The following is a 23509-nucleotide window of genomic DNA, read 5'->3' as shown; positions in this document are numbered from 1 at the left end:
GCGTAGCATCCGCCCCTCGAACCCGGAGCCATCCATGTCCCCGTGCAAGCACGCATTGATCCACCTGCCAACGATCGCCTTCCGGGCGCGTCGCGGGTGCGCGCGCGCCGGGTCGGGCGGAGCGTCGTCGTAAGACGTCGCCCCGATTCCCGCCGAATACCCAAAAGCACCCGCAAGGGTGCTTTTTTTTGCCTCTCGAAACCGGAGCAACGTGCCATGAAGAACCGCCGCGAACCCCGATCCTGACCCGTTCCGCTCACGCCAGGGGCGACGGGAAAGCCTCGGGGAGTGCCTCGCTCGAGCCCCACGCATCGAGCCCCTGGCGATCCTTGAAGGAACCGTTCAACCATGAGTACCCGAGACACCATTCCCGTCGGCCGTTGGCGCAACCTCGGCATCATCGCGCACGTCGACGCGGGCAAGACGACGCTGACCGAACGCCTGCTCTACAAGACCGGCACGATCCATCGCACCGGCGAAGTGCACGACGGCGCCACGACCACCGACCACATGGAACTGGAGCGCGAGCGTGGCATCACGATCGGCGCCGCCGCCGTGCGCGCGAACTGGACGCCGGAAGGCGGCCAGCCGCATCGCCTCACGCTCATCGATACTCCCGGACACATCGACTTCGCCATCGAGGTGGAGCGCTCGCTGCGCGTGCTCGACGGCGCCGTGGTGGTGTTTTCGGGCGTCGCCGGCGTGCAGCCGCAGTCGGAAACCGTATGGCACCAGGCGCGCCGCCATGGCGTGCCGCTGATGGCGTTCGTCAACAAGATGGATCGCCCCGGCGCGGACTTCGACGCGACGGTCGCGCAGATGCGCGACAAGCTCGGCGCGAATCCGTGGGTGGTGGCGTTGCCGGTGATCGACGGCGAGCACATCGTGGGGCTCGTGGACCTGGTCGGCGAGCGCATCTGGCGTTTCGACGACGCCGGCAAGCCGAGCGTGCATGCATGGAACGACGATGAACGCGCGACGCACGCCGCCGCGCGCGCCGACTTGGTGGCCGCCGTGGCCGATCGCGACGAGACCCTGGCCGAAGCGTGGCTCGCCGAACGGCCCATCGACGCCGACGAACTGATGGCCGCCTTGCGTCGCGGCACGCTCGCGGGCCTCGGCCAGCCGGTGCTGCCGGGCTCGGCGTTCCGCAACGTCGGCATCGAGCCGCTGCTCGACGCGTTCGTGGCCTATCTGCCGTCCCCGGCGGATCGTCCCGCCGTGCCCGCGCACACCGACGACGGCGACACTTCGGTCGCGCCCGACGCGGACGCGCCGCTGGCCGCGCTCGTCTTCAAGGTGGTGAACCAATCGCATGGTCCGCTGGCCTTCGTGCGCGTGTATGCGGGTCGCCTGCACGTCGGCGACGCCGTGTGGCGCAGCGGTACCGATCGCGTGCAGCGCGTCGGCCGGCTGGCCGTGGTGCGCGCGGACGAGACCGAAGCGGTGGAATCCGCCGAGGCGGGCGACATCGTCGCCATCGCGGGCTGGAAGGACGTGGCCACGGGCGAGACGTTGTCCGACTCGCAGCATCGCGTGCGGCTGGAAGCCATCCAGGCGCAACCGGCGGTGCTTTCCTGGCGGCTGTCCCCGGAAAAATCGGCGGACCTGCTCAAGCTCGGCAACGGGCTGGCGCGTCTCGCGCAGGAGGACCCGTCCTTCCGCGTGGGCACCGACCCGGATACCGGCGAGACGTTGGTCTGGGGCATGGGCGAACTCCACCTGGAAGTGATGGTGGAACGCCTGCGCCGCGAGTGGGGCGTGCAGGTGCGCACCGGTTCGCCGCGCGTGGCTTACCAGGAAACGCCGGCCCGCGCGTCGGGTCCCGTGGAGGGCAAGCTCGCCAAGCAGACCGGGGGCAGCGGCCAGTACGCGCGCGTGGTGCTGTCGGTGTCGCCGGTGGAAGGCGACGCCAACCGCTACGAGGATCGCACCACGGGTGGCGTCATTCCCAAGCCGTTCCAGCTGGCGGTGGAGAAGGGCGTGCACTCGGCGTTGCTGAACGGGCCGCGCGGCTATCCGGTGGTGGGCGCCGAGGTGCTGGTGCTCGACGGCCAGGCGCATGCGGTGGACTCCAACGAGGGCGCGTTCCATCGTGCCGCGCAGATGGCGGTGAAGGCGGCGCTGGAGGCGACCGGCACCGTGCTGCTCGAACCGGTGATGCGCGTCTCGGTGAGCGCACCGGGCGTGGCGGTGGGCGACGTGCTGGGCGACCTGCAACGGCGGGGCGGCCAGATCGTCAACCTCACCGATCGCCAGGAACGCACGGAGATCGACGCCGACGTGCCGTTGGCCCAGCTCGACGGGTATAGCACGGCGTTGCGCTCGCTGAGCCAGGGACGGGCGTCGGCCACGGTGGCGTTCCATGCCTACCGGCCGGCGGCGGTGCAGGAGGGGTCGCGCAAGTCCGCGTGATGCGCTTCGTAGGATTCGCGGACACGGTCCGCTCCCACCCCTCCGGGGCCAGGCTTCGTCAAGCTGGCTACCGGAGGGGTGGGAGCCGATCGTACCGGCGATGTAGTCTTGCCCCATGATCGCCTACCCCGACGCGCTGTCCCTGCTCATCGCCGCTACGCCGCGCCTGGACGATGAAAACGTGCGGCTGGACGACGCGATGGGCCGCATCCTTGCCGCCGACGTCGTCAGCCCGCTCGCGTTGCCGGGCTTCGACAATTCGGCCATGGACGGCTTCGCCTTGCGCGTGTCCGACGAGGGATGGCGCGCGGGACGCACGTTCCACGTCGCCGCGATACACGCGGCCGGCGATGCGACGGCCGCCTATCCGGGCGCGGAAGCCTGCGAGATCGCCACCGGCGCGCGCATCCCGGAGGGTTTCGACACCGTCGTTCCCGTCGAACGTTGCGAACGCGACGGCGACGTCGTGCGCCTGCTTCGCGACGAGACGCCCGGCCTGAACATCCGTCGCGCCGGCGACGACGTGGCCGTCGGCGACATCGCGTTTCCGGCGGGAAAACGCATCGACGCCGCCGCGATCATGCTGCTCGCGGCCCTCGGTGTCGATGGCGTCACCGTGGCGAGGCGACCCCGCGTGGCGGTCATCACCACCGGCAGTGAGCTGCATGCCGATGGCCCGCTACCCGAGGGCGGCATCCACGACTCCAACGGCCCTTATCTCATGGCGAGCCTCGCGCGCTGGGGTGCGACGGTGGTGGCCCGCGCTCGCGTACCGGATACCGGCGATGCGTTCCGCCATGCGCTCCGCGTGGCGCTGGATGCCGAGGCCGACCTCATTCTCACCACCGGCGCCGTCTCCGCCGGACGTTTCGATTTCGTGCCGACGACGCTGGCGTCGCTCGGCGCGCGCGAGCTGTTCCACAAGGTGGCGATCCGTCCGGCGAAACCCCTGATGGCCGCACGATTCGACGACGGCCCGTTGGTGATCGGCCTGCCCGGCAATCCCATCGCGGTGGCGACCGGCTACCGTTTCTTCGCCGCGCCGGTGTTGCGTGCGATGGCCGGCATGGCGCCGGAACAACCCCTTCGCCTGCGCCTGGCCGAGGCGCCGGCGGTGCGCGAGGGCATGCACCATTTCCAGCTCGGCACCATCCGCTCCGACGGTGGGGAGCCGGAGGCGTCGCTGCTGGCCGTGCAGGCCGCCTATCGCATCGCGCCGTTCACCCGTGCGGATGTCTGGCTGACGGCTGCGAACGCCTTCGGCGACGTCGTCACCGCGTGGCCGCTCGATCCCGCCGACGCCCCGTGATCGGCGGCCTCATCCTCGCCGGTGGACTCTCCTCGCGCATGGGCCGCGACAAGGCCATGCTGACCGTCGATGGCGAGACGCTGCTCGATCGCACCACGCGCATCCTGCGGGCGTCCGGTGTGCAACGCGTGGACGTGAGTGGCACGCGGCCGGGAGGCATCCCGGACCGTTACGTACAGGCCGGGCCGCTGGGCGGCATCGCCAGCGCCGCGTCGGTGCTTCCCGACGGCGCATGGCTGATCGTGCCCGTGGACATGCCGCGCCTTCATCCCGACGTGCTCTTGCCCCTGATGGCAAGCTCCGCGCGTGCGGCGTGCTGGTCGCAGCATCCGATGCCCATGATGCTTCGCCTGGACGACGACATGCGTGGACTGCTCGAGCGGATGATGGAAGAGGCCGATCCGAGAGGGCGTTCACCGTTCGCGTTGCGTGCGCGGCTTGCGGGAGACGTGCTTCCGATCGACGGTCTGGACACGCGCGGGCTGGTCAACTGCAATACCCCCGACGAATGGCAGGAGGCGAACGCATGAGGGTGCAACTGGAAAACGACACGATCCGCATCAGGGTCGACGAAGACGAGCTGGCGGAGTTGCTCGGCGACGTGGCGCTGCTCGGGTCCACGGCGTTCGGAAGAGCGTTCACGATGCGCTACGCCATCGATGCGACGGATGGGGAGGTGTCGTTGGACGGTTCGGCGCACGAGTGGCGGCTGGAGGTGCCGCGAGCGCAGCTGCTGGAATTGAAGTCGCGGTTGCCGAGCAAGGATGGTTTGGTATTCGAGATTTCGGGAAACAACACGGCAGCGACACGGGTGCTGTTCGACGTCGACGTGAAGGATAGCTTGCGCCGTCGCAAGTCCTGAATCGCGGACAGGGTCCGCTCCCACCCTTCGGTAGGAAAGTCGGCTACCGAAGGGTGGGAGCGGACCCTGTCCGCGATTCAGGATCGAGCAAACGCTCGGGATGGCTATAGACGTTGAACCGTCCCGTCCTCGCGAAGCCGATGAGCGTGACCCGGCACTCGCGCGCCAGATGCACCGCCAACGCCGTCGGCGCCGAAATCGCTACGACCACGGCCATGCCCGCCACGGCCGCCTTCGTCACCATCTCGTAGCTCGCGCGGCTGGTGATCACCACGAAGCCGTCCCGCGTGCCGATGCCTTCGACGCTCATCGCACCGATGAGCTTGTCCAGCGCGTTGTGCCGCCCCACGTCCTCGCGCACGAGCACGATGTCGCCGTTCGCGCGCGCCCATGCCGCCGCGTGCACCGAACCGGTGAAGGCATTGATGGGTTGACGTTCGCGCAGGCCTTGCAATGCGCGCTCGACCGCCGCGGCATCGAGGACGGGACCTTCAGCGACGGGCGCCGGATGCCGCACGACGTCTTCGAGTTCGCGGGAACCGCACATCCCGCATCCGCTTCGCCCCGGCATGAGCCGCTCCGCGCTTTTCGTGGCAGGCGGCTTCGCCGGCGATGCCCGTCGCACATCGACCAGCACGCCTTCCAGCACCTCGCGCACGTCGATCGAAGCGATGTCGCCGATCGACGCCACCCGTCCCTCGGTCAACGCGAATCCCCGCGCGAAATCCTCGATATCCACGGGCGAGGCCATCATCACCGCGAACGGTTCCCCGTCGACGTGCATCGCGACGGGCACCTCCTCGGCGAGCCGGTCGACGTCTTCCGCGATGCGGCCGCCCTCGACGCGCCACACCGGCCGCGTGGCGCAGCCGGCGGGCGGTACGCCCTCGTCACGCATGCGCGGTCTTGCGCCGGTGCGAAGGGTCGGGTGGCAAGGTGGAGGCCTCGATACGCACCGGCACCGACTTGTAGGTGGGCGTACCCGAATGACCGTCGTGGTTTTCCAGCGAGATGAGCGCGTTGCCCTCGGGGAAATACATCGCCACCGAACCCTCGGCGATGTCGTAGGCCACGGCGGTGTAGCCGCGTACCGCACGCTGGCGGCCGTCGGCCACGTTGGCGCCGGTGGCGAAGATATCGATGCGGTCGCCGTGCTTCAGGCCACGCGCGGCCAGGTCCTTCTCGTGCATGAACACCACGTCGCGGCGTCCGCTCACGCCGCGGTAGCGGTCGTTCAGGCCGTAGATCGTGGTGTTGTACTGGTCGTGGGAGCGGATCGTGGTAAGCACCAGGCCGTTCTTCGGCGTGCCGGGGTCTTCGTCCAGCCCCGGTGCCAGCAGGAAGTGCGCGCGCTTTTCCGGCGTGGCCCAGTCGCGCTCGCTGGCGGCGACACGCAGGCGGAAGCCGCCGGGCACGCGCACCCGTTCGTTGAAGTCGAAGAAGATCGGAAAGACCTTTTCGATATCGTCGCGGATGAAGTCGTAGTTGCCGACGAGGCGATCCCAGTCGACCTTCGTCGCCGGCAGCGTGGCCTTGGCGATGCCGGCGACGATCCACGGCTCGGAGCGCAGGTGCTCGGACGCGGGCGTCAGCGAGCCGGCGGAGGCGTGCACCATCGACATGGAATCCTCCACCGTCACCGACTGCGGCCCGCCGGCCTGCTCGTCGAGTTCGGTGCGGCCCAGGCAGGGCAGGATGAACGACTGTTTGGCCAGCAGCAGGTGCGAGCGGTTGAGCTTGGTGGTGATGTGCACCGCGAGATCGAGCCTGCGCATCGCCTCGAAGGTTTCCTCGGTATCGGGCATCGCCACGGCGAGATTGCCGCCCAGCGCGACCATCGCCTTGGAGCGCCCTTCGCGGATGGCGAGGATCGACGCCACGGCGTCGTGACCGTGCGCGGTCGGCGGCTCGAATCCGTAGGTCTTTCGGATGCCGTCGTTGAGTTCGGCGTTGGGCTTCTCGGTGATGCCTACCGTGCGGTCGCCCTGCACGTTGCTGTGGCCGCGTACGGGACAGATGCCCGCGCCCTGGCGGCCCATGTTGCCGCGCAGGAGCAAGAGGTTGGCGATCTGCTGGACGTTCTCGGTGCCGTGCTTGTGCTGGGTGATGCCCATGCCGTAGCAGACGATCACGTTCTTCGCGCGCGCGTAGATGTCCGCGGCGTGCTCGATCTCCGCGCGGGTGAGGCCCGAGGCGCGCTCGATGTCGGCCCATTCGGTGCGGCGCACGTCGTCGGCGAGGGCGTCGAAGCCGAGGGTGTTGTCGCGGATGAACTCGTGGTCGAGCACCGGTTCCTCGCCGGCGTCCCGCGCGCGCTCGTCGGCGGCGATGAGCGATTTCATCATGCCCTTGAGCGTGGCGATGTCGCCGCCGACCTTCACCTTGTAGTAAGTGGACGCGATGCGCGTCGACTTGCCCGTGAGCATCTCGGCCGGATGCTGCGGCGAGGTGAACCGTTCGAGGCCGCGCTCGGGCAGGGGGTTGATCACCACGATCGGCACGCCGCGCAGCGAGGCGGCGCGCAAGGTGGTGAGCATGCGTGGATGGTTGGTGCCGGGGTTGTGACCGAAGCTGAAAATCGCGTCGCAGTGGTCGAAATCCTCGAGCGTCACGGTGCCCTTGCCGGAGCCCACCGACCTGGGCAAGCCCACGCTCGTGGCCTCGTGGCACATGTTCGAGCAGTCGGGGAAATTGTTGGTGCCGTACTCGCGAACGAACAGCTGATAGAGGAAGGCGGCCTCGTTCGACGCGCGGCCGGACGTGTAGAACTCGGCCATGTTCGGATCGGGCAGCGCGCGCAAGGCGGCGCCGATGCGGCGGAAGGCCTCGTCCCACTCCACCGGTTTGAAGGTGTCGGTCGCGGCGTCGTAGGCCATCGGGTGCGTGATGCGGCCGAGGCCTTCCAGCGCGTAGTCGCTGAGTTTCCACAGCTCGCTCACGGGGTTGCTGGCGAAGAACTCGGGGCGTACCCGCTTGGCGGTGGCTTCCCAGGAGACGGCTTTGGCTCCGTTCTCGCAGAACTCGAACGAGGAGGTCTCCTTCGGATCGGGCCAGGCGCAGCCGGGGCAGTCGAACCCCGTGGGCTGGTTGACCTTGTGCAGCGCCATGGACTCGCGCGCGATGGCCATCTGGCCGCTGAGGGCGCGGGCCACGGCGCCCAAAGCGCCCCAACCGCCGGCAGGGCTGTCGTATGGCTCGATGCCGGGAACCTTGGTGTCGCTCATGGCACGCTCGTCGATGGTGGCAATGTGGCGCCATTCTACGCCCGCGACACCGGATGGGACTCGGAGCGAAAACCGGGTTTCACGGTGGTGGGCACCGGCGCTGGCCGGTGCCCACGGCGAGGGTCGCCGGGGCCTGGCGAGGCGTGTTGCGGTACCGCATGGACATCTTGCCGAAAATGCGCATGTTAGGCTGTGGAAGCCGTCTTGCCGCCCGGTTCCACGGATTGTGCAATGCACAAACATCATGGCGTAACCAAAGTCATGAGTAACTTGCATATCTGATAATCGCCGCTTCGCGTTGTTCCCACACGAGCGCGGCGGCGAGGATGCCCCCGTTCTTGCTGGGGGGAACCCACGTCCATGTCATACCGTCTCGTCTCCGTTCTTGCGTTTCTCACACTGCTCGGTGCGTCCGCCGCGCACGCGCAGACCGTGCCCGCGACCGCGCCGGAGAGCGACGACAACGTCGTCGAGCGCCTGAAGGACGAAGGCGTGAAGCTGCGCTTCGTCTGGGCCAACGACTGGGCCGCGAGCGTGCGTGGCGGCGAACGCGTCGGTGCGACCAACGGCGGCGGCGCGGTCGGCGGTGCCGACTTCGATACGGGCAAGCTGTTCGGCATCAAAGGCGGCACCATCCGCCTCACCTTCGCGCGTTATTACGGCCACAGCGTGGCGGCCGACGACATCGGCGTGATCCAGAAGATCCAGGGCTACTGGTATCCGAAGCGCCAGTGGCAGCTCGCCCAGCTGAGCTGGGAGCAGCAGTGGGACAACCACGTCAACCTCATGGCCGGCCGCATGAATGCCACGTGGCAATTCGCCCGCTCGACCTACGGCTGCCGTTTCGTCAGCGCGCCGGACTGTCCCTACCAGCTCACCAACACCACCGGCGGCTTCAGCGGGTTTCCCTACGTGAATTGGGGCGCCCGCGTGAAATACGAGCCCGACGCGCGCTACGTGTCGATCGGTGCGTTCGAGATCAATCCGGAGCGTCGCAACAACCACGGCCTGGTGTGGGGCTTCCACGATTCCACGGGCGTGATGGTGCCGGTGGAGGTGGGTTACGAAACCTCGTTCAAGACCGACCCGTACCCGCGCCACCTGAAGATCGGCGGCTGGTACAACTCGGCCGACTTCACCGACCCCGAGCTCAACGCGAAGGGCCAGCACCGCGCGCTGCTGGGCGGCGCGGCGCGCAACTACGCCGGCGGGCGCTATGGCCTCTACGTGCTCGGCGACCAGGTGGTCTACAAGCCCGACCCGAACAGCGACACGCGCAACCTCGCCGTCTTCGGCTCGCTGACCGGCCCGCTCGACAATGCCGAGACCTATACGCTGCAGTCCACCGCGGGCTTCCTCTGGACGGGCCTGTCCGCCACCCGGCCCACGGATTCGCTCGGCTTCCAGGCCACGTGGTTCCGCTTCAGCCGCAAGGCGGTGGGTTTCGAGAACGACACCATCGTGAAGAACCACGGCACCGGCACGTTCAAGCGCGACGAGCTGATGACCGAACTGAACTACAGCTACAAGTTGACCCCGGCGCTGAGCCTCGTGCCGAACCTGCAGTACATCGTGCACCCGGACATCCTCGGGAACACCGTGGGCGTGAAGAAGGTGTCGTCCAACGATATCGTCGTGGGCCTGCGCGTGATGCTGAACCTGGGCGGCCCCGGCAGCCCGTGATACGCATGACACGGGTCACGGTCCATAATCGGGCCGACACAGGCTGCCGTGCGCCGTGACCTTGGACCTCAAACACCTGCAAAGCTTCATCCGCATCGTCGAGTTCGGCAGCCTCACGCGTGCCGCGGCGACGCTGGACGTGTCGCAGTCGCTGCTCAGCCGCCAGGTACGCCAGCTCGAGATCGAGCTGGGCACCCATCTGCTCGAACGCAACGGACGCGGCGTGGTGCCCACCGAGGCCGGCCGCGAACTCGTCGAACACGGGCGCGGCATCCTGCGTCAGGTGGAGGTGGCAAGGCTTTCCCTGGGCAGCGTGCGTGGCGTGCAGGGCGGCAAGCTCGCCATCGGCGTGCCGCCGAGCGTGGGTTCGCTGCTCACGGTGGAGTTGGTCACGCGCTTCCGCGAGCGCTATCCCGCCGCGCAGATCAGCGTGGTGGAAGCCCTCAGCGCGAGCCTGCTCGAATGGCTGCAACTGGGGCGCCTGGACTGCGCGCTGCTCTACAACCCGGCGGTCAACGCCAACATGCGCTTCCGGCACGTGCATTCGGAAATGCTGCATCTCATCGGCAGTTCGCGCGAAGGCATGCCGGACAAGGTGCCGCTGGCCACGCTGGCCCAGTACCCTTTGATCATCCCCTCGCCGCTCCATTCGGTGCGCCAGCTGATCGAAGCCGATGCCGCGCGGTACGGCGTGGCGCTCGACATCCGCCTGGAAATCGATTCCGTGCGATCGCTGCTCGACCTGGTGGAGCGCGGGCTCGGCTACGGCGTGCTCTCGCGCAACGCGTTGTTCGCCCGTCGTGGCGACCACGGCCTGCAAGCGGTGCCCATCGTGATGCCCAGCATCATGACCCGCCTCGTGGTGGCCACGCCCACCCAGCGTCCGATGAGTTCGATCACCGAGCGCGCGCTCGAACTGGTCGACGAGCTGATCGCCGAAGGCCGGCTCAACCCGGACGCCTGACGGCTCGTTGTGCATTGCAACATATGCATGTTTTGAACGGTGACATGCAATTCATGCATATCAGATAAGCGGCGGATCGCGTTGTTCGCCCGGGCGGGGGTGACGACCATCACAGCCATACCGTGATGGCGTATCGACCGATGTCCTACGAAATTCCCTGCTGGTACATGCGCGGCGGCACCTCCAAGGGGCCGTTCTTCCTCGCCGGAGACCTTCCCGCCGACACGGCGACCCGCGACGCGGTGATCCTCACCGCCATGGGCTCGCCGGACGACCGCCAGATCGACGGGCTGGGCGGCGCCAAGTCGCTCACCAGCAAGGTCGGCATCCTGTCCATCCCGGCCGACGATGCCGCCGACCTCGATTTCCTGTTCGGCCAGGTCGGCATCGCCGACGCCTCGGTCGACACCACCCCCAACTGCGGCAACATGCTCGCGGCCGCCTTGCCGGCGGCGATCGAGGCGGGCCTGCTGCGGGCCGACGAAGGCACCACCACGCGTCGCGTGCGCACGGTGAATACCGGCGTGGTCGCCGAGATCACCATCCTCACGCCCGACCGGCGCCCGCGGTACGACGGCGAGGCGCGGATCGACGGCGTACCGCGCCCCGCGGCACCGGTGACCTGCGGTTTCCTCGACACCGAAGGCTCGCTGGCCGGCAGCCTGCTGCCCACGGGAAACCTGCGCGACACGATCGACGGCGTGGAAGTGACGCTGATCGACAACGGTATGCCGGTGATGATCGTCAACGCCGCCGCCCTCGGCGTGCGCGGCGACGAATCGCCTGCCGACCTCGACGCCGACGCCGCGCTCAAGGCGCGCATCGAAGCGCTGCGACTGAAGGCCGGCCCGCTGATGAATCTCGGCGACGTGACGAAGAAGCCGGTACCCAAGATCACGCTCGTGTCGAAGGCCGCGCACGGCGGCGCGATCGGCACGCGCACCTTCATCCCGAAAGACGTGCACACGTCCATCGGCGTGCTGGGTGCCGTCACCGTCGCCACCGCGGCGGTGCTGCCGGGCACGGTCGCCCACGACGTGGCGTCGCCGGGGGAGGGCGACTCGCGCACCCTGTCCATCGAACATCCCACGGGCGAGTTCAGCGTCGAACTCGGCCTGGAGGGCGACCGCGTCGTGCGCGCCGCCCTGTTGCGCACCGCGCGCCTGCTGATGCGTGGCAGCGTGCCCGTCTCTCCCTCGATCTGGGCCGGTCCGTCCGCCTGATCCCTCCCTTTTCCCACGGAGTCCCCCATGTCCGAGAACCGCACCGCGCTCGTCGTGAGCGCCCATTCCGCCGACTTCGTCTGGCGAGCCGGCGGCGCCATCGCGCTGCACGCCGAGAAAGGCTGGAAAGTGCACATCGTCTGCCTGTCGTTCGGCGAGCGTGGCGAGTCCGCCAAACTGTGGCGCCAGCCGGGCATGACGATGGAAAAGGTAAAGACCGATCGCCGCCGCGAAGCCGAGGAAGCCGCCGGCATCCTCGGTGCCAGCGTGGAATTCCTCGACATCGGCGACTACCCGATGCGCGCCGACCTCGACGTGGTGTTCCACCTGGCCAAGGTCTATCGCGAGCTGCGTCCGTCTTTCGTGCTGAGCCACTCGCTGAAGGACCCGTACAACTTCGACCATCCGCTGGCCACGCACGTCGCCCAGGAGGCCCGCGTGGTCGCCCAGGCCCATGGCCACGATCCGGAGGTGCCGGTGATCGGCGCGCCGCCCGTGTTCCTGTTCGAACCGCACCAGCCGGAACAGTGCGAGTGGAAGCCGGAACTGTTCCTCGACATCACCTCGGTGTGGGACAAGAAGAAGGCCGCCTTCGAAACGATGCGCGCGCAGGAGCACCTGTGGGAGTACTACACGCGCGTCGGCCTCCAGCGCGGCGCGCAGGCCACGCGCAACTCCGACTTCAAGATCACCTATGCCGAAGCCTACCAGCGCGTGTTCCCGCACGTGACGCAGGGCACGCTGGCATGATCGGCGTCGTCGTTCGCAACCGTCCGTCGATCACCCCCGAGCAGGCGCAGTCGCTGGGTTCGATGGGCGTGGCGACGGTACACGAGGCGCAGGGCCGCATCGGCCTGCTGCAGCCGCCGATCGCGCCGATCCAGCGCGACGCCTGCGTGGCCGGTTCGGCGGTGACGGTGCTCGCCCAGCCCGGCGACAACTGGATGCTGCACGTGGCGGTGGAGCAGTGCCGTCCCGGTGACGTATTGGTGGTGGCTTGCACGACGGAGAACACCGACGGCATGTTCGGCGACCTGCTCGCCACCTCGTTGATGTCGCGTGGCGTGGTCGGCCTGGTGATCGACGCCGGCGTGCGCGACAGCGCCGAACTGCGCAAGATGGGCTTTCCCGTCTGGGCCCGCGCCGTGCACGCGCGCGGCACCGTGAAGGCCACGCTTGGCTCGGTCAACGTGCCGGTGGTGATCGGCGGCCAGTTGGTGAAGCCGGGCGACGCCATCGTGGCCGACGACGATGGCGTGGTGGTGGTGGCCCACGCCGCCGTCGATACCGCCATCGCCGCCGCGCGCAAGCGCGCGCTCAACGAGGAATCCAAGCGCGAGCGCCTCGCCGCGGGCGAACTGGGCCTCGACATCTACGACATGCGCCCGAAGCTGGCCGACGCCGGCTTGCGCTACATCGACGACCTCCCGAACGACTGAAGAGCCATGAAGAGCTGCCTCCCTCCCGACCCGAATCCCGTCAAGCCGCGGCACGCGCTGCCGCCGAATGCCTGCGACGCCCATTGCCACGTCTTCGGCCCGGCCGACGTCTTCCCCTACGCCCCGGACCGCAGCTACACCCCGCCCGACGCCCCCTACGAGCACCTGCTGAAGCTGCACGACTTCCTCGGCCTCCAGCGCGGCGTGATCGTGCAGGCGAGCTGCCACGGCACCGACAACACCGCGATGATCGACGCCATCGCCCGGGGCGACGGTCGCTACCGCGGCGTGGCCATCGTCGACGACGGCATCGACGAACGGGGCCTCGAAGCACTCGACGAGGGCGGCGTGCGCGGCGTGCGCTTCAACTTCGTGCAGCACCTGGGCGGCCGCCCGGACATGAAGGTGTTCTGGCGCGTGCTCGACAAGGTGGCCCAGATGGGCTGGCACGTCGTGCTGCACCTCGACGCCCAGGACATCGTCGAACTCAACGACGACGTGCTGGCGAAGATCAAGGTACCCTTCGTGATCGACCACATGGCCCGCGTGCAGGCCGCCAAGGGCCTGGACCAGGCACCGTTCCGCCTCCTGGTGGCGCTGATGCGCGACAATCCGCTGGCCTGGGTCAAGGTGTGCGGCGCCGAGCGCGTGTCGGTGGGCAAGCGTCCGTTCGACGATGCCATCCCGTTCGCGCAGGCGCTGATCGACACCGCGCCCGACCGCGTGCTGTGGGGCACGGACTTCCCGCATCCGAACATCTCCAAGGACATGCCCAACGACGGCGAGCTCGTCGACCTGATGTTCCGTTTCTGCCCCGACGAAGGGCTGCGCCGGAAGCTGCTCGTCGACAATCCCGCGCGCCTGTACGACTTCGCCTGATCTACCCACCGAGTCTCCCCATGCCCGATACCACCGCCCACCTCCCGCCGGCGACGCCGCGCAAGCCCTTCTACCGGCAGCTCTACGTCCAGGTGCTGGTGGCGGTGGTCATCGGCGTGATCCTCGGTTACCTCTCGCCGAGGTACGCGGTGGCGATGAAGCCGCTGGGCGATGCCTTCATCTCGCTCATCCGCATGGTGATCGGCCCGATCATCTTTTGCACGGTGGTGACCGGCATCGCCGGCATGCGCGACATGCGCAAGGTCGGCCGCGTCGGCGGCAAGGCGCTGCTGTATTTCGAGGTCATCTCCACCGTCGCGCTGTTCTTCGGGCTGGTGGCCGGCCACGTGTTCCATCCGGGCACGGGCTTCGACGTGGACCCGTCCACGTTGAAGTCGGGGGAGATCGGCAACCTCGTGGCGCAGGGCCACAATATCGAGTCGATCCAGTTCGTCCTGTCGATCATTCCCACCACCTTCGTCAACGCGTTCGCCAAGGGCGACGTACTGTCGATCCTGCTGGTCTCGGTGCTGTTCGGTTGCGCGCTCGCCGCGATCGGCGAGCGCGGCAAGCCGGTCTACGACGTGATCGAGGCCGGCGCGCAGGTGTTCTTCAAGATCGTGCACTACATCACCGGCGTGTCGTCGATCGGTGCGTTCGGCGCCATGGCCTTCACCATCGGCAAGTACGGCGTGGTCTCGCTGGTGCCGCTGATGGAACTGATCGGCAGCTTCTACGTGGTGTGCATCCTGTTCGTGGTGCTCATCCTCGGCATCGTCGCGCGCATCGCGGGTTTCAGCATCATCCGTTTCTGCGGCTACATCCGCGACGAGCTGCTGATCGTGCTGGGCACGAGCTCGTCGGAGGTGGTGCTCGCGCCGCTCATGCGCAAGATGGAGGACCTCGGCTGTCCGAAGGAAACCGTGGGCCTGGTCGTGCCGACCGGCTACTCGTTCAACCTCGACGGCACCAACATCTACCTGACCATGGCGATCCTGTTCATCGCGCAGGCGCTGAACATCGACCTGACGCTGCAGCAGCAGATCACCGTGGCCATCGTCGGCATGCTCACCTCCAAGGGTGCCAGCGGCGTGGCCGGCGCCGCGCTGGTGATGCTGGCGTCCACCCTGAGCGTGGTGCCGGTGGTACCGGTCGCGGGCATGGTGCTGATCCTGGGCATCCACCGCTTCCTCGGCACGGGGCTGGCCATGACCAACCTCGTCGGCAACGGCGTCGCGGCGATCGTGGTGTGCGCGTGGGAGAGGGAGTTGGATCGGACGAAACTCGACGCGGTGCTGTCGCGGCGGTGAGCCGCCGGCCTGCCGGCGGGAGCGTATTCGCTCAGCGTCGGGCCATTGCCGCCCGGCCCGCGCGCACGACTTCCTTGCCGGCCCGCCAGCTCCACGGAAGAAAGGCGAGCATCGCACCGGGCATGCCACGCCACAGCGTGCGCAAGGCATGCCTCGGCTGACCCGATCCGGTATGGAGCCGTGCCAGCACCAGCAGGCTTTCGGCGCGGCGGCGCCGGGCCACGGCCCTCAGGCGTCGGGTGGGAAGGGTAGCGGCGTATCTCGCATAGAGCTGGACCCAACCTTCGTAGGCCAGGGTGCGGTTCGCGCTGTAATTGGAGCCGTCACCCGCACGGACCACCGCCAGGGGTTCGTCGACGGCGACGACGGGACTGCGTAGCGCGAGACGCACATAGAGGTCGTAGTCTTCGCCGAATCGTTGCCCTTCGTCGAAGCCGCCCACGTCCAGCACCAGGCGCCGTTCGGCCATGACCGTGTCGATGGCGATGGCGGCCTCGATCGTGAGCAGGCGCTCGGTGACGTCGCCTGCGTGCGCTACCCAGGGTGCGAGTTCGCCACGTGGAAAGGGGCGGCCATCGGGCTGGATCACGTCCGCCGCGGTATAGCTCCACCGGCAATCGGGCGAGCCGCGCAGCGCGTCGAGTTGCCTGGCGAGCTTGGTCGGTCGCCAACGGTCGTCCGAGTCGAGGAAGGCCAGGTAACGTCCCCGGGCCTGGTGGATGGCGGCGTTGCGTCCGATCGACGGGACGCCGGTATGGGGAAGCCAAAGTACGGTAATACGCGGATCGTCGAGCGACCGCAGGTAGGCACGGGTGTCCTCCGACGAGCCGTCGTCGGCGACGATCATCTCCCAGTCGTCGAACGTCTGCCCGATGGCCGAGGCGATGGCCTCGCGCAGGTAGTCCGTGCGGTTGTACGTCGGCAGGATGATCGAAACGGCGGGGGAGGCCATGCGTACGCGGATCCGGCAACGGAGACGGTGTATCGGCGTAAGTGACGGTTCGGCGCGGGAAGGTTGTCGTGCCTACCGCCGGGCGTCCGAAGCCCGCGAAACGCTCATGCGGCCTTGAGGTCGGCCGACAGCGCGTCGAAGTAGTCCCGCGTCAGCCGCAACTGCGTCGCTGCGTCTTCCGCACGATTCACCACCTGACGGAACGCCGCGTTCTCGGGACGATCCTTCGCGTACCACCCCAGGTGCTTGCGCGCGATGCGCACGCCCATCGTCTCGCCGTAGAACGCGTAAAGATGCTCTAGGTGACCGACGAGGATGTCGCGTACCTCGGCGGGCGAGGGCTCGGGCAGGAAGCCGCCGGTCGCCAGATGGTGCGCGATCTCGCGGAAGATCCACGGACGGCCCTGCGCGCCGCGGCCGATCATCACGGCGTCGGCGCCGGTGAGGCGGAGTACCTCGCGCGCCTTCGCCGGGTCGACGATGTCGCCGTTGGCGAGCACGGGGATGGACACGCTGCTCTTCACCGCCGCGATGGTGGCGTACTCGGCCTCGCCTTCGTACTTGTCGGCGCGGGTGCGGCCGTGCACCGACAACGCCGCGATGCCGGCGTCTTCGGCGATGCGCGCGATGGTGAGCGCGTTGCGGTGCTCGCGGTCCCAGCCGGTGCGGATCTTCAGCGTGACGGGCACGTCCACCGCCTTCACCACGGCGTGGAGGATGCGTGCCACCAGGGGCTCGTCCTGCAGCAGGGCCGAGCCCGACCACACGTTGCAGACCTTCTTGGCGGGACAGCCCATGTTGATGTCGACGATCTGCGCGCCGTTGTCGGCGTTGTAGCGCGCCGCCTCGGCGAGCATGCCCGGGTCGTAGCCGGCGATCTGCACGCTGACCGGCTCGGGCTCACCGTCGTGGTCCATGCGGCGCAGCGACTTTCGCGTGTTCCACAGGCGCGGGTCGGCGGTGGTCATCTCGGACACGGCAAGGCCCGCCCCCATGCGCTTGCACAGGAGTCGGAACGGCTTGTCGGTGACGCCGGCCATGGGGGCGAGGACCACGGCGGGCGCGATGGCGTAGGGGCCGATGCGCATCGGGCGATTTTACACCCAAGCCATCCGTAGGGCCGGTATTGCCCCATCCGGGGTATTGCCCGTTCTCCACCGGACCCCTATGGTCGGAGGCGACGAAGGCCAAGGGAGCCAGGGCATGCGGACCGCAAGGACATCCATCGCGCTCATCGCGGGCCTGGTGCTGGCGCTGGGCTGTGCCGTCGCCAGGGCGCCGGAGGCCCGGCCCTCCGAGGTCCTGGTGAAGGCCACCCGTGTCGATCACGCCGGGGGCGACCCGTGTCCGGCCCACCGGCAACGCTCGACCTTCTGCCGCATGTTCCGTCCGTTCAGCGCCTGATCGCCTCGACCGCCGCGGCGGCGTTCACCTGGAGCATGCCGTGGGTGAGCGTGCTGGTGTCGAGCAGCACGTCGTGCACGCGCTTGGCGTCGATGTCGGGCGACACCGCCAGCAGCAGGGCGACGATGCCGCTCACGTGCGCGGTGGCCATCGACGAACCCGAGGTGAAATCGTAGCCGCCGCCTGGCTGGGTGGTGAGGATGTCGTTGCCCGGCGCGCTGAGCACGCCTTTCGGCGCGGGCGTGTTCGCGGTGGAGCGCACCACGATCACGCCGGGCGCGCTGTCCGGGAAACCCAGGGAGTCGCCGTCGGGAGGTAGCGCGGCGATCACGATGCGGCCCTGCGCGATCAGATGCGACAGCAACTTGCCCAGCAAGGGATCGGCCGGACCACCCAGGCTGAGGTTGACGATGCGTGCGTCGGTGTCGCCGACGGCGCCGAGCGCCTTGGCGAGGGTGAACGAGTTGCAGCGCGCGCCGCCCTTGGGGTCGGGATACCAGCAGGCCTTGTAGACGCTGAGCTTCGCCTTCGGTGCGATCCCCACCATGCCCTGGTGATTGTCGCCCACCGCGGCGATCACGCCGGCCACCTCGGTGCCGTGGCGATCGTCGGCGAACGCGGGGTCGTTGGGACTGACCGCGTCGCCGGCCACGGTGACGTGCCCGGCGAGGTCGGGATGCGCGGTATCCGCCCCCGTGTCGACGATGGCCACGTGCACGCCGTTGCCCTGGGTCACCGCGTGCGCGATGGCCGCTTGCGTGTCGACGAAGCCGTGTTGGAGGTCGGTGTAGGGATCGTTGTAGTGATGTTCCGGCTCGGTCGTCGGCGAGGCGTAGACGGTGTAATCCTGCAACGGCTGCGCCAGCCGCACGCGGTCGTCCTTGCCCAGGTCGGCGATCAATGCGTCGCGATCGATGCCGGCCGGCGGACGCAGCACGATGCAGTAAAGGCCGAGCGCGCGGATGGGCCAGCCGCCCATCTCGTTCCAGCCGTAGCGCTTGCGCAGGTCGGCCAGCAGCGAGCGGGCGCGCTGCCCCGCGCCGTAGGTGGGCGGCGGCGCGTAGCCGATGAGGCTGGAACCGGCATGCGGCGGCGCCGGCGCGAGCGGGTTGTCGACGGCGAGCACGATATCGCGCGTGGCGTCCATGCCGGTGACGCCGTCGGGCGGCTGCACGTCGTCCTGCGCCGGGCTTGCGATGGTGCAGAACGGTGCCGCCGCCAGCGCGATGGCCAGCGCCACGCGGAAGAGGTTCATGGCGAGCCCGTGGCCGGTTCGGCGAAGCGGATGCCCGCGCCGTGCAAGCGCTTGATCACGTCGGCCTGGGACGCCTGCGCATCGTCGGAGACGACGGTATAGGCGCCCACGCTGTTGGGACCGCCGACCACGCTCAGGTGCTGGTCGCGGAGCAGCGTGTTCCAGCGGTCCACGCTCATGCTCTTCTCCGGCACCACGTGCAGGGCACCGGCCGGCGCGGGCGCCGACGGCGAACTGAGGGTGCGATAGCTGGCGGGCGAATGGTCGTTGGTCCACAGCTTCATGCCGAGCACGCCGATGCCCACCGCCTGGACGAGCACGGCGGCCGCGAGCAGGCGGACCACCCACGAACCGTTGGCGACCTTGCGCACGGGGGCGCGCTGCGGATCGTCGGCGTCGATGCGGGCGAGCAGGCGGCGCAGGCCCACCTCGGGATCGGGCTCGACGATGGGGTCGAGCGACATGGCCAGGTGCAGGCGTTCCTGCAGTTCGAATTCACGGCGGCAGTCCGCGCAGCCCGCCAGGTGTTCGGCGAACCAGGCCTTCTGCGAGGCGTCGGCGCTCTCCTGGAGCACCCAGGGCATGGCTTCCCAGGCGCGGGCGCACTCGGTGCCGTCTGGGGTGGGGCGGGTCATGACAGTTTCTCCTTGGACGTGGCCGTTTCGCCGGCCAGGCCCGGTAGCAGGTTGCGCAGTTTCACCCGCGCGTGGAACAGGCGCGCCTTCACGGTACCGACGGGGCACTGCATGATCGCGGCGACGTCGTCGAGGCTGTGCCCGATGCCGTAGACCAGTTCGACCACCACGCGCTGCTCGGGCGACAGGCGGTCGAGGCCGCGGCCCAGCCAGTCGCGCATTTCGCGATCTTCGCCCGGATCGTGCGACGGCACGCGGTCCTCCGGCACGCTGTCCTCGTCGACGGGTTCGCTGCCGTGCTGGCGCAGCGATTTCAGGCCGCAGCGATAGGCGATGCCCATGATCCAGGTGGAGACCCGCGAGTCGCCCTGGAACGTGCCGGCCTTCTGCCAGACGATCCAGAAACAGTCGTTGATCACTTCCTCGATGATGTCGGCCCGCCGCGTGAGGCGGTTGAGGAAACGCGTGAGCCGCCCGTGGTAGGCGCGGTACATCGTGGACAGCGCGGCGCGGTCGCCAGCGGCCATGCGCTGCAACAGGATGCGGTCTGTGGGTTCGGTGTCGGCCTGGCTCATGAAGGGGTCACGGCGTGGTTCTCGGACTCGTGAGTACCCACGCGAGGGGAAAAAGTTGCCGATGCCCTCCGGGCATCAGAAGCTGCGGGCCACCGTGGCGAGCCAGGGCGAGGCCTCGCGCTCGAACGGCCGGCGGTCGCGGTCGGCCATCACGCGGAGCACCTCCACGCGCCAGGCCCCGTCGGTCCAGGCGAGGCCCGCATGGCCATAGGCGTAGCTGGTCGATCCGGTGCCGACGCGTTGGCCGTCGTAGTAATGGTACGGCGCCACCAGGTAGCGGGCCACGCCGGCACCGGCGGCGAGGGAGAGATGGTCGCCCAGCGGCCAGCGCAGGCCCACGTCGAGGGCGCCACGTGGCGTGCCGCCACCGTGCAGGCGTTCGGCGGCGCTGAGTCCCACGGTGAGCACGTCGCGGAAGATCACCGTGCCGCCCAGTTCCACGCGTTCGAACGCGCGCCAGGCCGGGTTGTCCGGGTAGCGGTAGTAGAGCGCGGACGCCTGCGCCTGCCAGTCGTCGTCGATCCGCCAGGCCTTGGCGCCCTGCAGCAGGGTTTCCGCGACCCGCCCCACGGGCCGTGTCTGGTAGCTGGCCGAGGCGCCGAACGACCATCCGGACGGCGTGAACCAGTTCACCGCGCCCTGGGCCACCGGGCCGGGCGCGGAAATGGGGATGCCGCGATCGACCAACTGCGAGCTGACCGCCACGGTGGCCGCCCAGTCGTCCGCGCATGCCACGCCCGGCAGGGAGGCCAGGGCGGCGAACAGCACGAGGGCACGGCGTGTCGCCGTGCCTTCGCGGACGTCTCGGGAAGGCCGGATGTCAGCCGTCATGGAATCGCGGTCGGCCCGTTGCCTGGATCATTTCAGGGTCGCCAGGTACGACAGCAGGTCGTCGAGATCCTTGGCGTTGTCCAGGCCATCGTATTTCATTTTCGAGCCGGCAACGGCCTGCTTCGCCGGTTGCGAGAGATAACCGTGGAGCTCGTCGGGGGTCCAGGTCTTTCCGCTGTTGCGCATCGCGTCGGAGTAGTTGAAGTCGCCGATGGAACCGGCCTTGCGGCCGACGATACCGAACAGGCTGGGGCCTTTCTTGTTCGTTCCCTCCTTCACGCTGTGGCATTCGGCGCATTCGGACTTGAACACGTCCTTGCCGGCCGCGGCGTCGCCGGCACGGCTGGCGGGCGAGGCCAGCAGCGTGCCGAGGAGGAGGGCGCCCGCGGCGGCGAGGCGCGCGGGCAGGGGGCGGGTAGGGAGCATCGTCACGCTGGATTTCCTTCGTTGGGCTCGGGACGTCGAAAACGGGGAGGGCATCAGAACGCGAGGCTGGCGGTGACCACGAAGCCGTTGATGTCCTTGGCGTTGAGCGGCTGGACGCCCGGGGGTGCGCCGAAGATGTTCGAGCTTCGTCCGTTCAGGCGCAGGGTGCGGAACCAGGTCGCGGCCAGCTTGAGGTTGCCCTTGGTGATCCATGCATCGTCCTTGCCGAACGGCGCCCAGAAGATCGTGAAGAAATTCGTCGTGGCGTCCGGGTCGGGCAGCACGGGGGAATAGCGGGCGGGATCGTCGGAGCCGGTGCCGCGCAGGTGCGACACCGTGATGCCGTAGGTCTGCCTGAACGTGTACGTGGCCGACATGATCTCGTCGCGCGCCGAGCCGTGCGCCGGGGCCAGCGTGCCCGGCTCGAGCGGATTGGCCGGGCGGCTGCCGAAGTGACGGTGTTCGTAGATGTTGACGTAGCTGGCCTGGAGGATGTGTTCGCGGTTGCCCAGGTACTGATAGGTGAGGTCGTAGCCGTAATCGTTCAGTTCGTCGGTGGGGGCGGCACGCGGGAGCCGGCGCTTGGTGGTGAGCGCGACCACGCCGGCGGAGAAGAATTGCTTGCGCATGTCCTTCATGTAGGCGAGGCGGAAATAACCGGTGTTGCTCAGGTGACCGGGATCGGAGCCGGGGCTGAAACCGAGCTTGTCCTGGCCTTCCTGCGAGAGCGAGCGGTACGTGCCCGCCTCGGCGTACCACACCTTGTCGTATACCGTGTACAGCGATGCGCCGATCACGTGGTTGTTCAGCGCGTTGGGCGCCGACGGATTGAGCAGCGTGCCGGTGCGACCGCCCTGCGAGATGCCCGAGAAGCCGGGGAAGGCGCCGATCGGATCCTGGAAGCCCGGGCTGTTGTTCACGGTGACGCCGACCAGCGCGCTCTTGCCGGCGAAGGTGAGCTCCTTGGCGACGTAGCGCACGTCCACGCTGCTCAACTGCGTGTTGTAGGTGTTGTGGCCCGTGTGCACGGCCTGCACCTTGACGATGCCGCCCACGTTCTCGGTGAGGCGGCCGCCGATGAACAGGTCGCCTTCGGTGAGGTCGGTGGTACCCCTGCCCTTCGCGGGGGCGACGTGGGTCTCCACCAGTTGCAGCGACAACGGAATCTTGGTGCCCTTGCCGTCGGTGTCGGTGTAGCCGCCGAGCTTGAAGCGCATGCCGTAGGGCGTGAGCGCCGGACCGTAGGAACCGGCATGGCAATCCGCGCACGAAGCGCCGGTCTGGCGGGCGAAGGCGGGAATGGCGTGAGCGCCATGGCTCGCCAGCGAAAGCAGCAGCGCCAGGGCGGCCCCCCAGCCGGCGCGGCCGGGGCGGCGTGCCCGTCGTCGGAAGGAAAAAGGTCCCATGGGTACGACTCCTCGTGTCGATGAAAGGGTGGCGGCCGTCATGGCCACATGCGGCGAAGCACGCCGTCGCGGCGGACGAGGTGATGCCAGAGGGCGGCGCCCGCGTGCAGGCAGGCCACGCCGAGCAGCACCCAGGCCACGTCGACGTGCCATGCCTGAAGGCGATCGGCGAGATCGTCGTCGGCGGCCACGATGTGGGGCAGGGTGAAGCCGAAGAAATGGATGGTCTGGTCGGCGGCGCTACTCAACGCCCAGCCGAGCAGGGGCATGGCCAGCAGCAACGCGTAGAGCAGCGCGTGGGTGAAGCCTGCGCAGAGGCGGAGGAAGGCCGGCATCGGCACGGGCGGCGCGCCGCGCAGGGTGAGGCGCAATGCCAAACGGACGGCGAACAGCAGCAACACGAGCAGGCCGATGTGGCGATGGCCTTCGAGCAGCCACAGGCGCAGGGCGCGTCCGGAGACTTCCTCGCGAAGCAGCGCCACGCACGCGCCGGCCACCACCAGCAGGGCCATGAGCCAGTGCAGCCAGCGAATCGGCCGCGGATAGGGAGTGGCGGTGCCGCGTGTGTCCCGAGCCATGCGTTGCGAACCCTTCTGGTGGTGTCCCCGCGAGGGCCCGCGTCGGGCCGTCGTACCGGATGAGTGCCTGGCAGGCTCCGAAAGGTTGTGCGCTCGTGCATGCAACCTTTGCACGGCGGGCACGGCACTCAGCTTCGAC

At 68.6% G+C, this 23509-nt stretch carries 23 protein-coding genes; 12 read left to right on the top strand and 11 right to left on the bottom strand.

Annotated features, from left to right (window positions below; genetic code table 11):
- Positions 1 to 348 precede the first annotated feature (348 nt).
- The 4 genes from fusA (at position 349) to L2Y94_RS17985 (ending at position 4586) form a co-directional block, all read left to right on the top strand.
- Positions 349 to 2415 carry an elongation factor G gene (gene fusA / locus L2Y94_RS18000; protein ID WP_247370574.1) on the top strand — a complete coding sequence of 689 codons (2067 nt, stop codon included), beginning with the start codon at positions 349 to 351 and terminating at the stop codon, positions 2413 to 2415.
- Between the two features lie 115 nt (positions 2416 to 2530).
- Positions 2531 to 3724 carry a molybdopterin molybdotransferase MoeA gene (locus tag L2Y94_RS17995; protein WP_247370571.1) on the top strand — a complete coding sequence of 398 codons (1194 nt, stop codon included), beginning with the start codon at positions 2531 to 2533 and terminating at the stop codon, positions 3722 to 3724.
- Positions 3721 to 4254 (top strand): molybdenum cofactor guanylyltransferase, encoded by a 534-nt coding sequence (gene mobA / locus L2Y94_RS17990; protein ID WP_247370568.1) that lies wholly within the window; start codon positions 3721 to 3723, stop codon positions 4252 to 4254. Before L2Y94_RS17995 ends, mobA begins: the two co-directional genes overlap by 4 nt.
- On the top strand, positions 4251 to 4586 hold the full coding sequence (locus L2Y94_RS17985) for a DUF7009 family protein (protein WP_247370565.1): 336 nt from the start codon (positions 4251 to 4253) through the stop codon (positions 4584 to 4586). Before mobA ends, L2Y94_RS17985 begins: the two co-directional genes overlap by 4 nt.
- Before the next feature lie 43 nt (positions 4587 to 4629).
- On the opposite strand, the gene fdhD is transcribed toward L2Y94_RS17985, so the two are convergent.
- Positions 4630 to 5484 carry a formate dehydrogenase accessory sulfurtransferase FdhD gene (gene fdhD, locus L2Y94_RS17980; RefSeq protein ID WP_247370562.1) on the bottom strand — a complete coding sequence of 285 codons (855 nt, stop codon included), beginning with the start codon at positions 5482 to 5484 and terminating at the stop codon, positions 4630 to 4632.
- Positions 5477 to 7810 (bottom strand): FdhF/YdeP family oxidoreductase, encoded by a 2334-nt coding sequence (locus tag L2Y94_RS17975; protein ID WP_247370559.1) that lies wholly within the window; start codon positions 7808 to 7810, stop codon positions 5477 to 5479. The genes fdhD and L2Y94_RS17975 overlap by 8 nt, the downstream gene beginning before the upstream one ends.
- Positions 7811 to 8170: 360 nt before the next feature.
- Here L2Y94_RS17975 and L2Y94_RS17970 point away from each other — a divergent pair, with 360 nt between their 5' ends.
- The 7 genes from L2Y94_RS17970 (at position 8171) to L2Y94_RS17940 (ending at position 15308) form a co-directional block, all read left to right on the top strand.
- Positions 8171 to 9493 (top strand): carbohydrate porin, encoded by a 1323-nt coding sequence (locus L2Y94_RS17970; RefSeq protein ID WP_247370557.1) that lies wholly within the window; start codon positions 8171 to 8173, stop codon positions 9491 to 9493.
- A gap of 55 nt (positions 9494 to 9548) precedes the next feature.
- Positions 9549 to 10457 (top strand): LysR family transcriptional regulator, encoded by a 909-nt coding sequence (locus L2Y94_RS17965; RefSeq protein WP_247370525.1) that lies wholly within the window; start codon positions 9549 to 9551, stop codon positions 10455 to 10457.
- 140 nt (positions 10458 to 10597) lie between these two features.
- Positions 10598 to 11680 carry a 4-oxalomesaconate tautomerase gene (locus L2Y94_RS17960; protein ID WP_247370523.1) on the top strand — a complete coding sequence of 361 codons (1083 nt, stop codon included), beginning with the start codon at positions 10598 to 10600 and terminating at the stop codon, positions 11678 to 11680.
- 27 nt (positions 11681 to 11707) lie between these two features.
- Positions 11708 to 12430 (top strand): PIG-L deacetylase family protein, encoded by a 723-nt coding sequence (locus L2Y94_RS17955; RefSeq protein WP_247370506.1) that lies wholly within the window; start codon positions 11708 to 11710, stop codon positions 12428 to 12430.
- A complete protein-coding gene (locus tag L2Y94_RS17950) occupies positions 12427 to 13119 on the top strand; it encodes a 4-carboxy-4-hydroxy-2-oxoadipate aldolase/oxaloacetate decarboxylase (RefSeq protein ID WP_247370504.1) in 693 nt (230 codons plus the stop codon). The genes L2Y94_RS17955 and L2Y94_RS17950 overlap by 4 nt, the downstream gene beginning before the upstream one ends.
- Before the next feature lie 6 nt (positions 13120 to 13125).
- Positions 13126 to 13998 carry an amidohydrolase family protein gene (locus tag L2Y94_RS17945; protein WP_247370501.1) on the top strand — a complete coding sequence of 291 codons (873 nt, stop codon included), beginning with the start codon at positions 13126 to 13128 and terminating at the stop codon, positions 13996 to 13998.
- A 20-nt stretch (positions 13999 to 14018) separates the two neighbouring features.
- Positions 14019 to 15308: a dicarboxylate/amino acid:cation symporter gene (locus tag L2Y94_RS17940; protein ID WP_247370499.1), complete on the top strand. Its 1290-nt coding sequence runs from the start codon at positions 14019 to 14021 to the stop codon at positions 15306 to 15308.
- A 31-nt stretch (positions 15309 to 15339) separates the two neighbouring features.
- Here the strand turns inward: L2Y94_RS17940 and L2Y94_RS17935 are convergent, their stop codons facing one another.
- Positions 15340 to 16260 carry a glycosyltransferase family 2 protein gene (locus L2Y94_RS17935; protein ID WP_247370496.1) on the bottom strand — a complete coding sequence of 307 codons (921 nt, stop codon included), beginning with the start codon at positions 16258 to 16260 and terminating at the stop codon, positions 15340 to 15342.
- A gap of 104 nt (positions 16261 to 16364) precedes the next feature.
- A complete protein-coding gene (gene dusB / locus L2Y94_RS17930) occupies positions 16365 to 17348 on the bottom strand; it encodes a tRNA dihydrouridine synthase DusB (RefSeq protein ID WP_247370493.1) in 984 nt (327 codons plus the stop codon).
- 115 nt (positions 17349 to 17463) lie between these two features.
- On the opposite strand from dusB, the gene L2Y94_RS17925 reads away from it, so the two are divergent.
- Entirely contained in the window at positions 17464 to 17664 is a 201-nt protein-coding gene (locus L2Y94_RS17925; RefSeq protein ID WP_247370490.1) for a hypothetical protein, read from the top strand.
- On the opposite strand, the gene L2Y94_RS17920 is transcribed toward L2Y94_RS17925, so the two are convergent.
- The 7 genes from L2Y94_RS17920 to L2Y94_RS17890 form a co-directional block, all read right to left on the bottom strand.
- On the bottom strand, positions 17654 to 18919 hold the full coding sequence (locus L2Y94_RS17920) for a S8 family serine peptidase (protein ID WP_247370487.1): 1266 nt from the start codon (positions 18917 to 18919) through the stop codon (positions 17654 to 17656). The two genes, L2Y94_RS17925 and L2Y94_RS17920, sit on opposite strands and share 11 nt — an antisense overlap.
- Positions 18916 to 19554: a zf-HC2 domain-containing protein gene (locus L2Y94_RS17915; RefSeq protein ID WP_247370485.1), complete on the bottom strand. Its 639-nt coding sequence runs from the start codon at positions 19552 to 19554 to the stop codon at positions 18916 to 18918. Before L2Y94_RS17915 ends, L2Y94_RS17920 begins: the two co-directional genes overlap by 4 nt.
- Positions 19551 to 20129, bottom strand: a complete 579-nt coding sequence (locus tag L2Y94_RS17910) for a sigma-70 family RNA polymerase sigma factor (RefSeq protein WP_247370482.1) — start codon at positions 20127 to 20129, stop codon at positions 19551 to 19553. The genes L2Y94_RS17915 and L2Y94_RS17910 overlap by 4 nt, the downstream gene beginning before the upstream one ends.
- 75 nt (positions 20130 to 20204) lie before the next feature.
- A complete protein-coding gene (locus tag L2Y94_RS17905) occupies positions 20205 to 20960 on the bottom strand; it encodes a TorF family putative porin (RefSeq protein ID WP_247370479.1) in 756 nt (251 codons plus the stop codon).
- Between the two features lie 27 nt (positions 20961 to 20987).
- Positions 20988 to 21386 carry a c-type cytochrome gene (locus tag L2Y94_RS17900; RefSeq protein WP_247375315.1) on the bottom strand — a complete coding sequence of 133 codons (399 nt, stop codon included), beginning with the start codon at positions 21384 to 21386 and terminating at the stop codon, positions 20988 to 20990.
- Between the two features lie 53 nt (positions 21387 to 21439).
- Entirely contained in the window at positions 21440 to 22792 is a 1353-nt protein-coding gene (locus L2Y94_RS17895; RefSeq protein ID WP_247370476.1) for a cytochrome C, read from the bottom strand.
- A gap of 38 nt (positions 22793 to 22830) precedes the next feature.
- Positions 22831 to 23370: a cytochrome b gene (locus tag L2Y94_RS17890; RefSeq protein ID WP_247370473.1), complete on the bottom strand. Its 540-nt coding sequence runs from the start codon at positions 23368 to 23370 to the stop codon at positions 22831 to 22833.
- Between the last annotated feature and the right edge of the window lie 139 nt (positions 23371 to 23509).

It is taken from the genome of Luteibacter aegosomatis, assembly GCF_023078455.1.
GTDB lineage: Bacteria > Pseudomonadota > Gammaproteobacteria > Xanthomonadales > Rhodanobacteraceae > Luteibacter > Luteibacter aegosomatis.
Note: the sequence above shows the minus strand (reverse complement) of the source record. Positions and strands in the feature narration are given on the sequence as shown.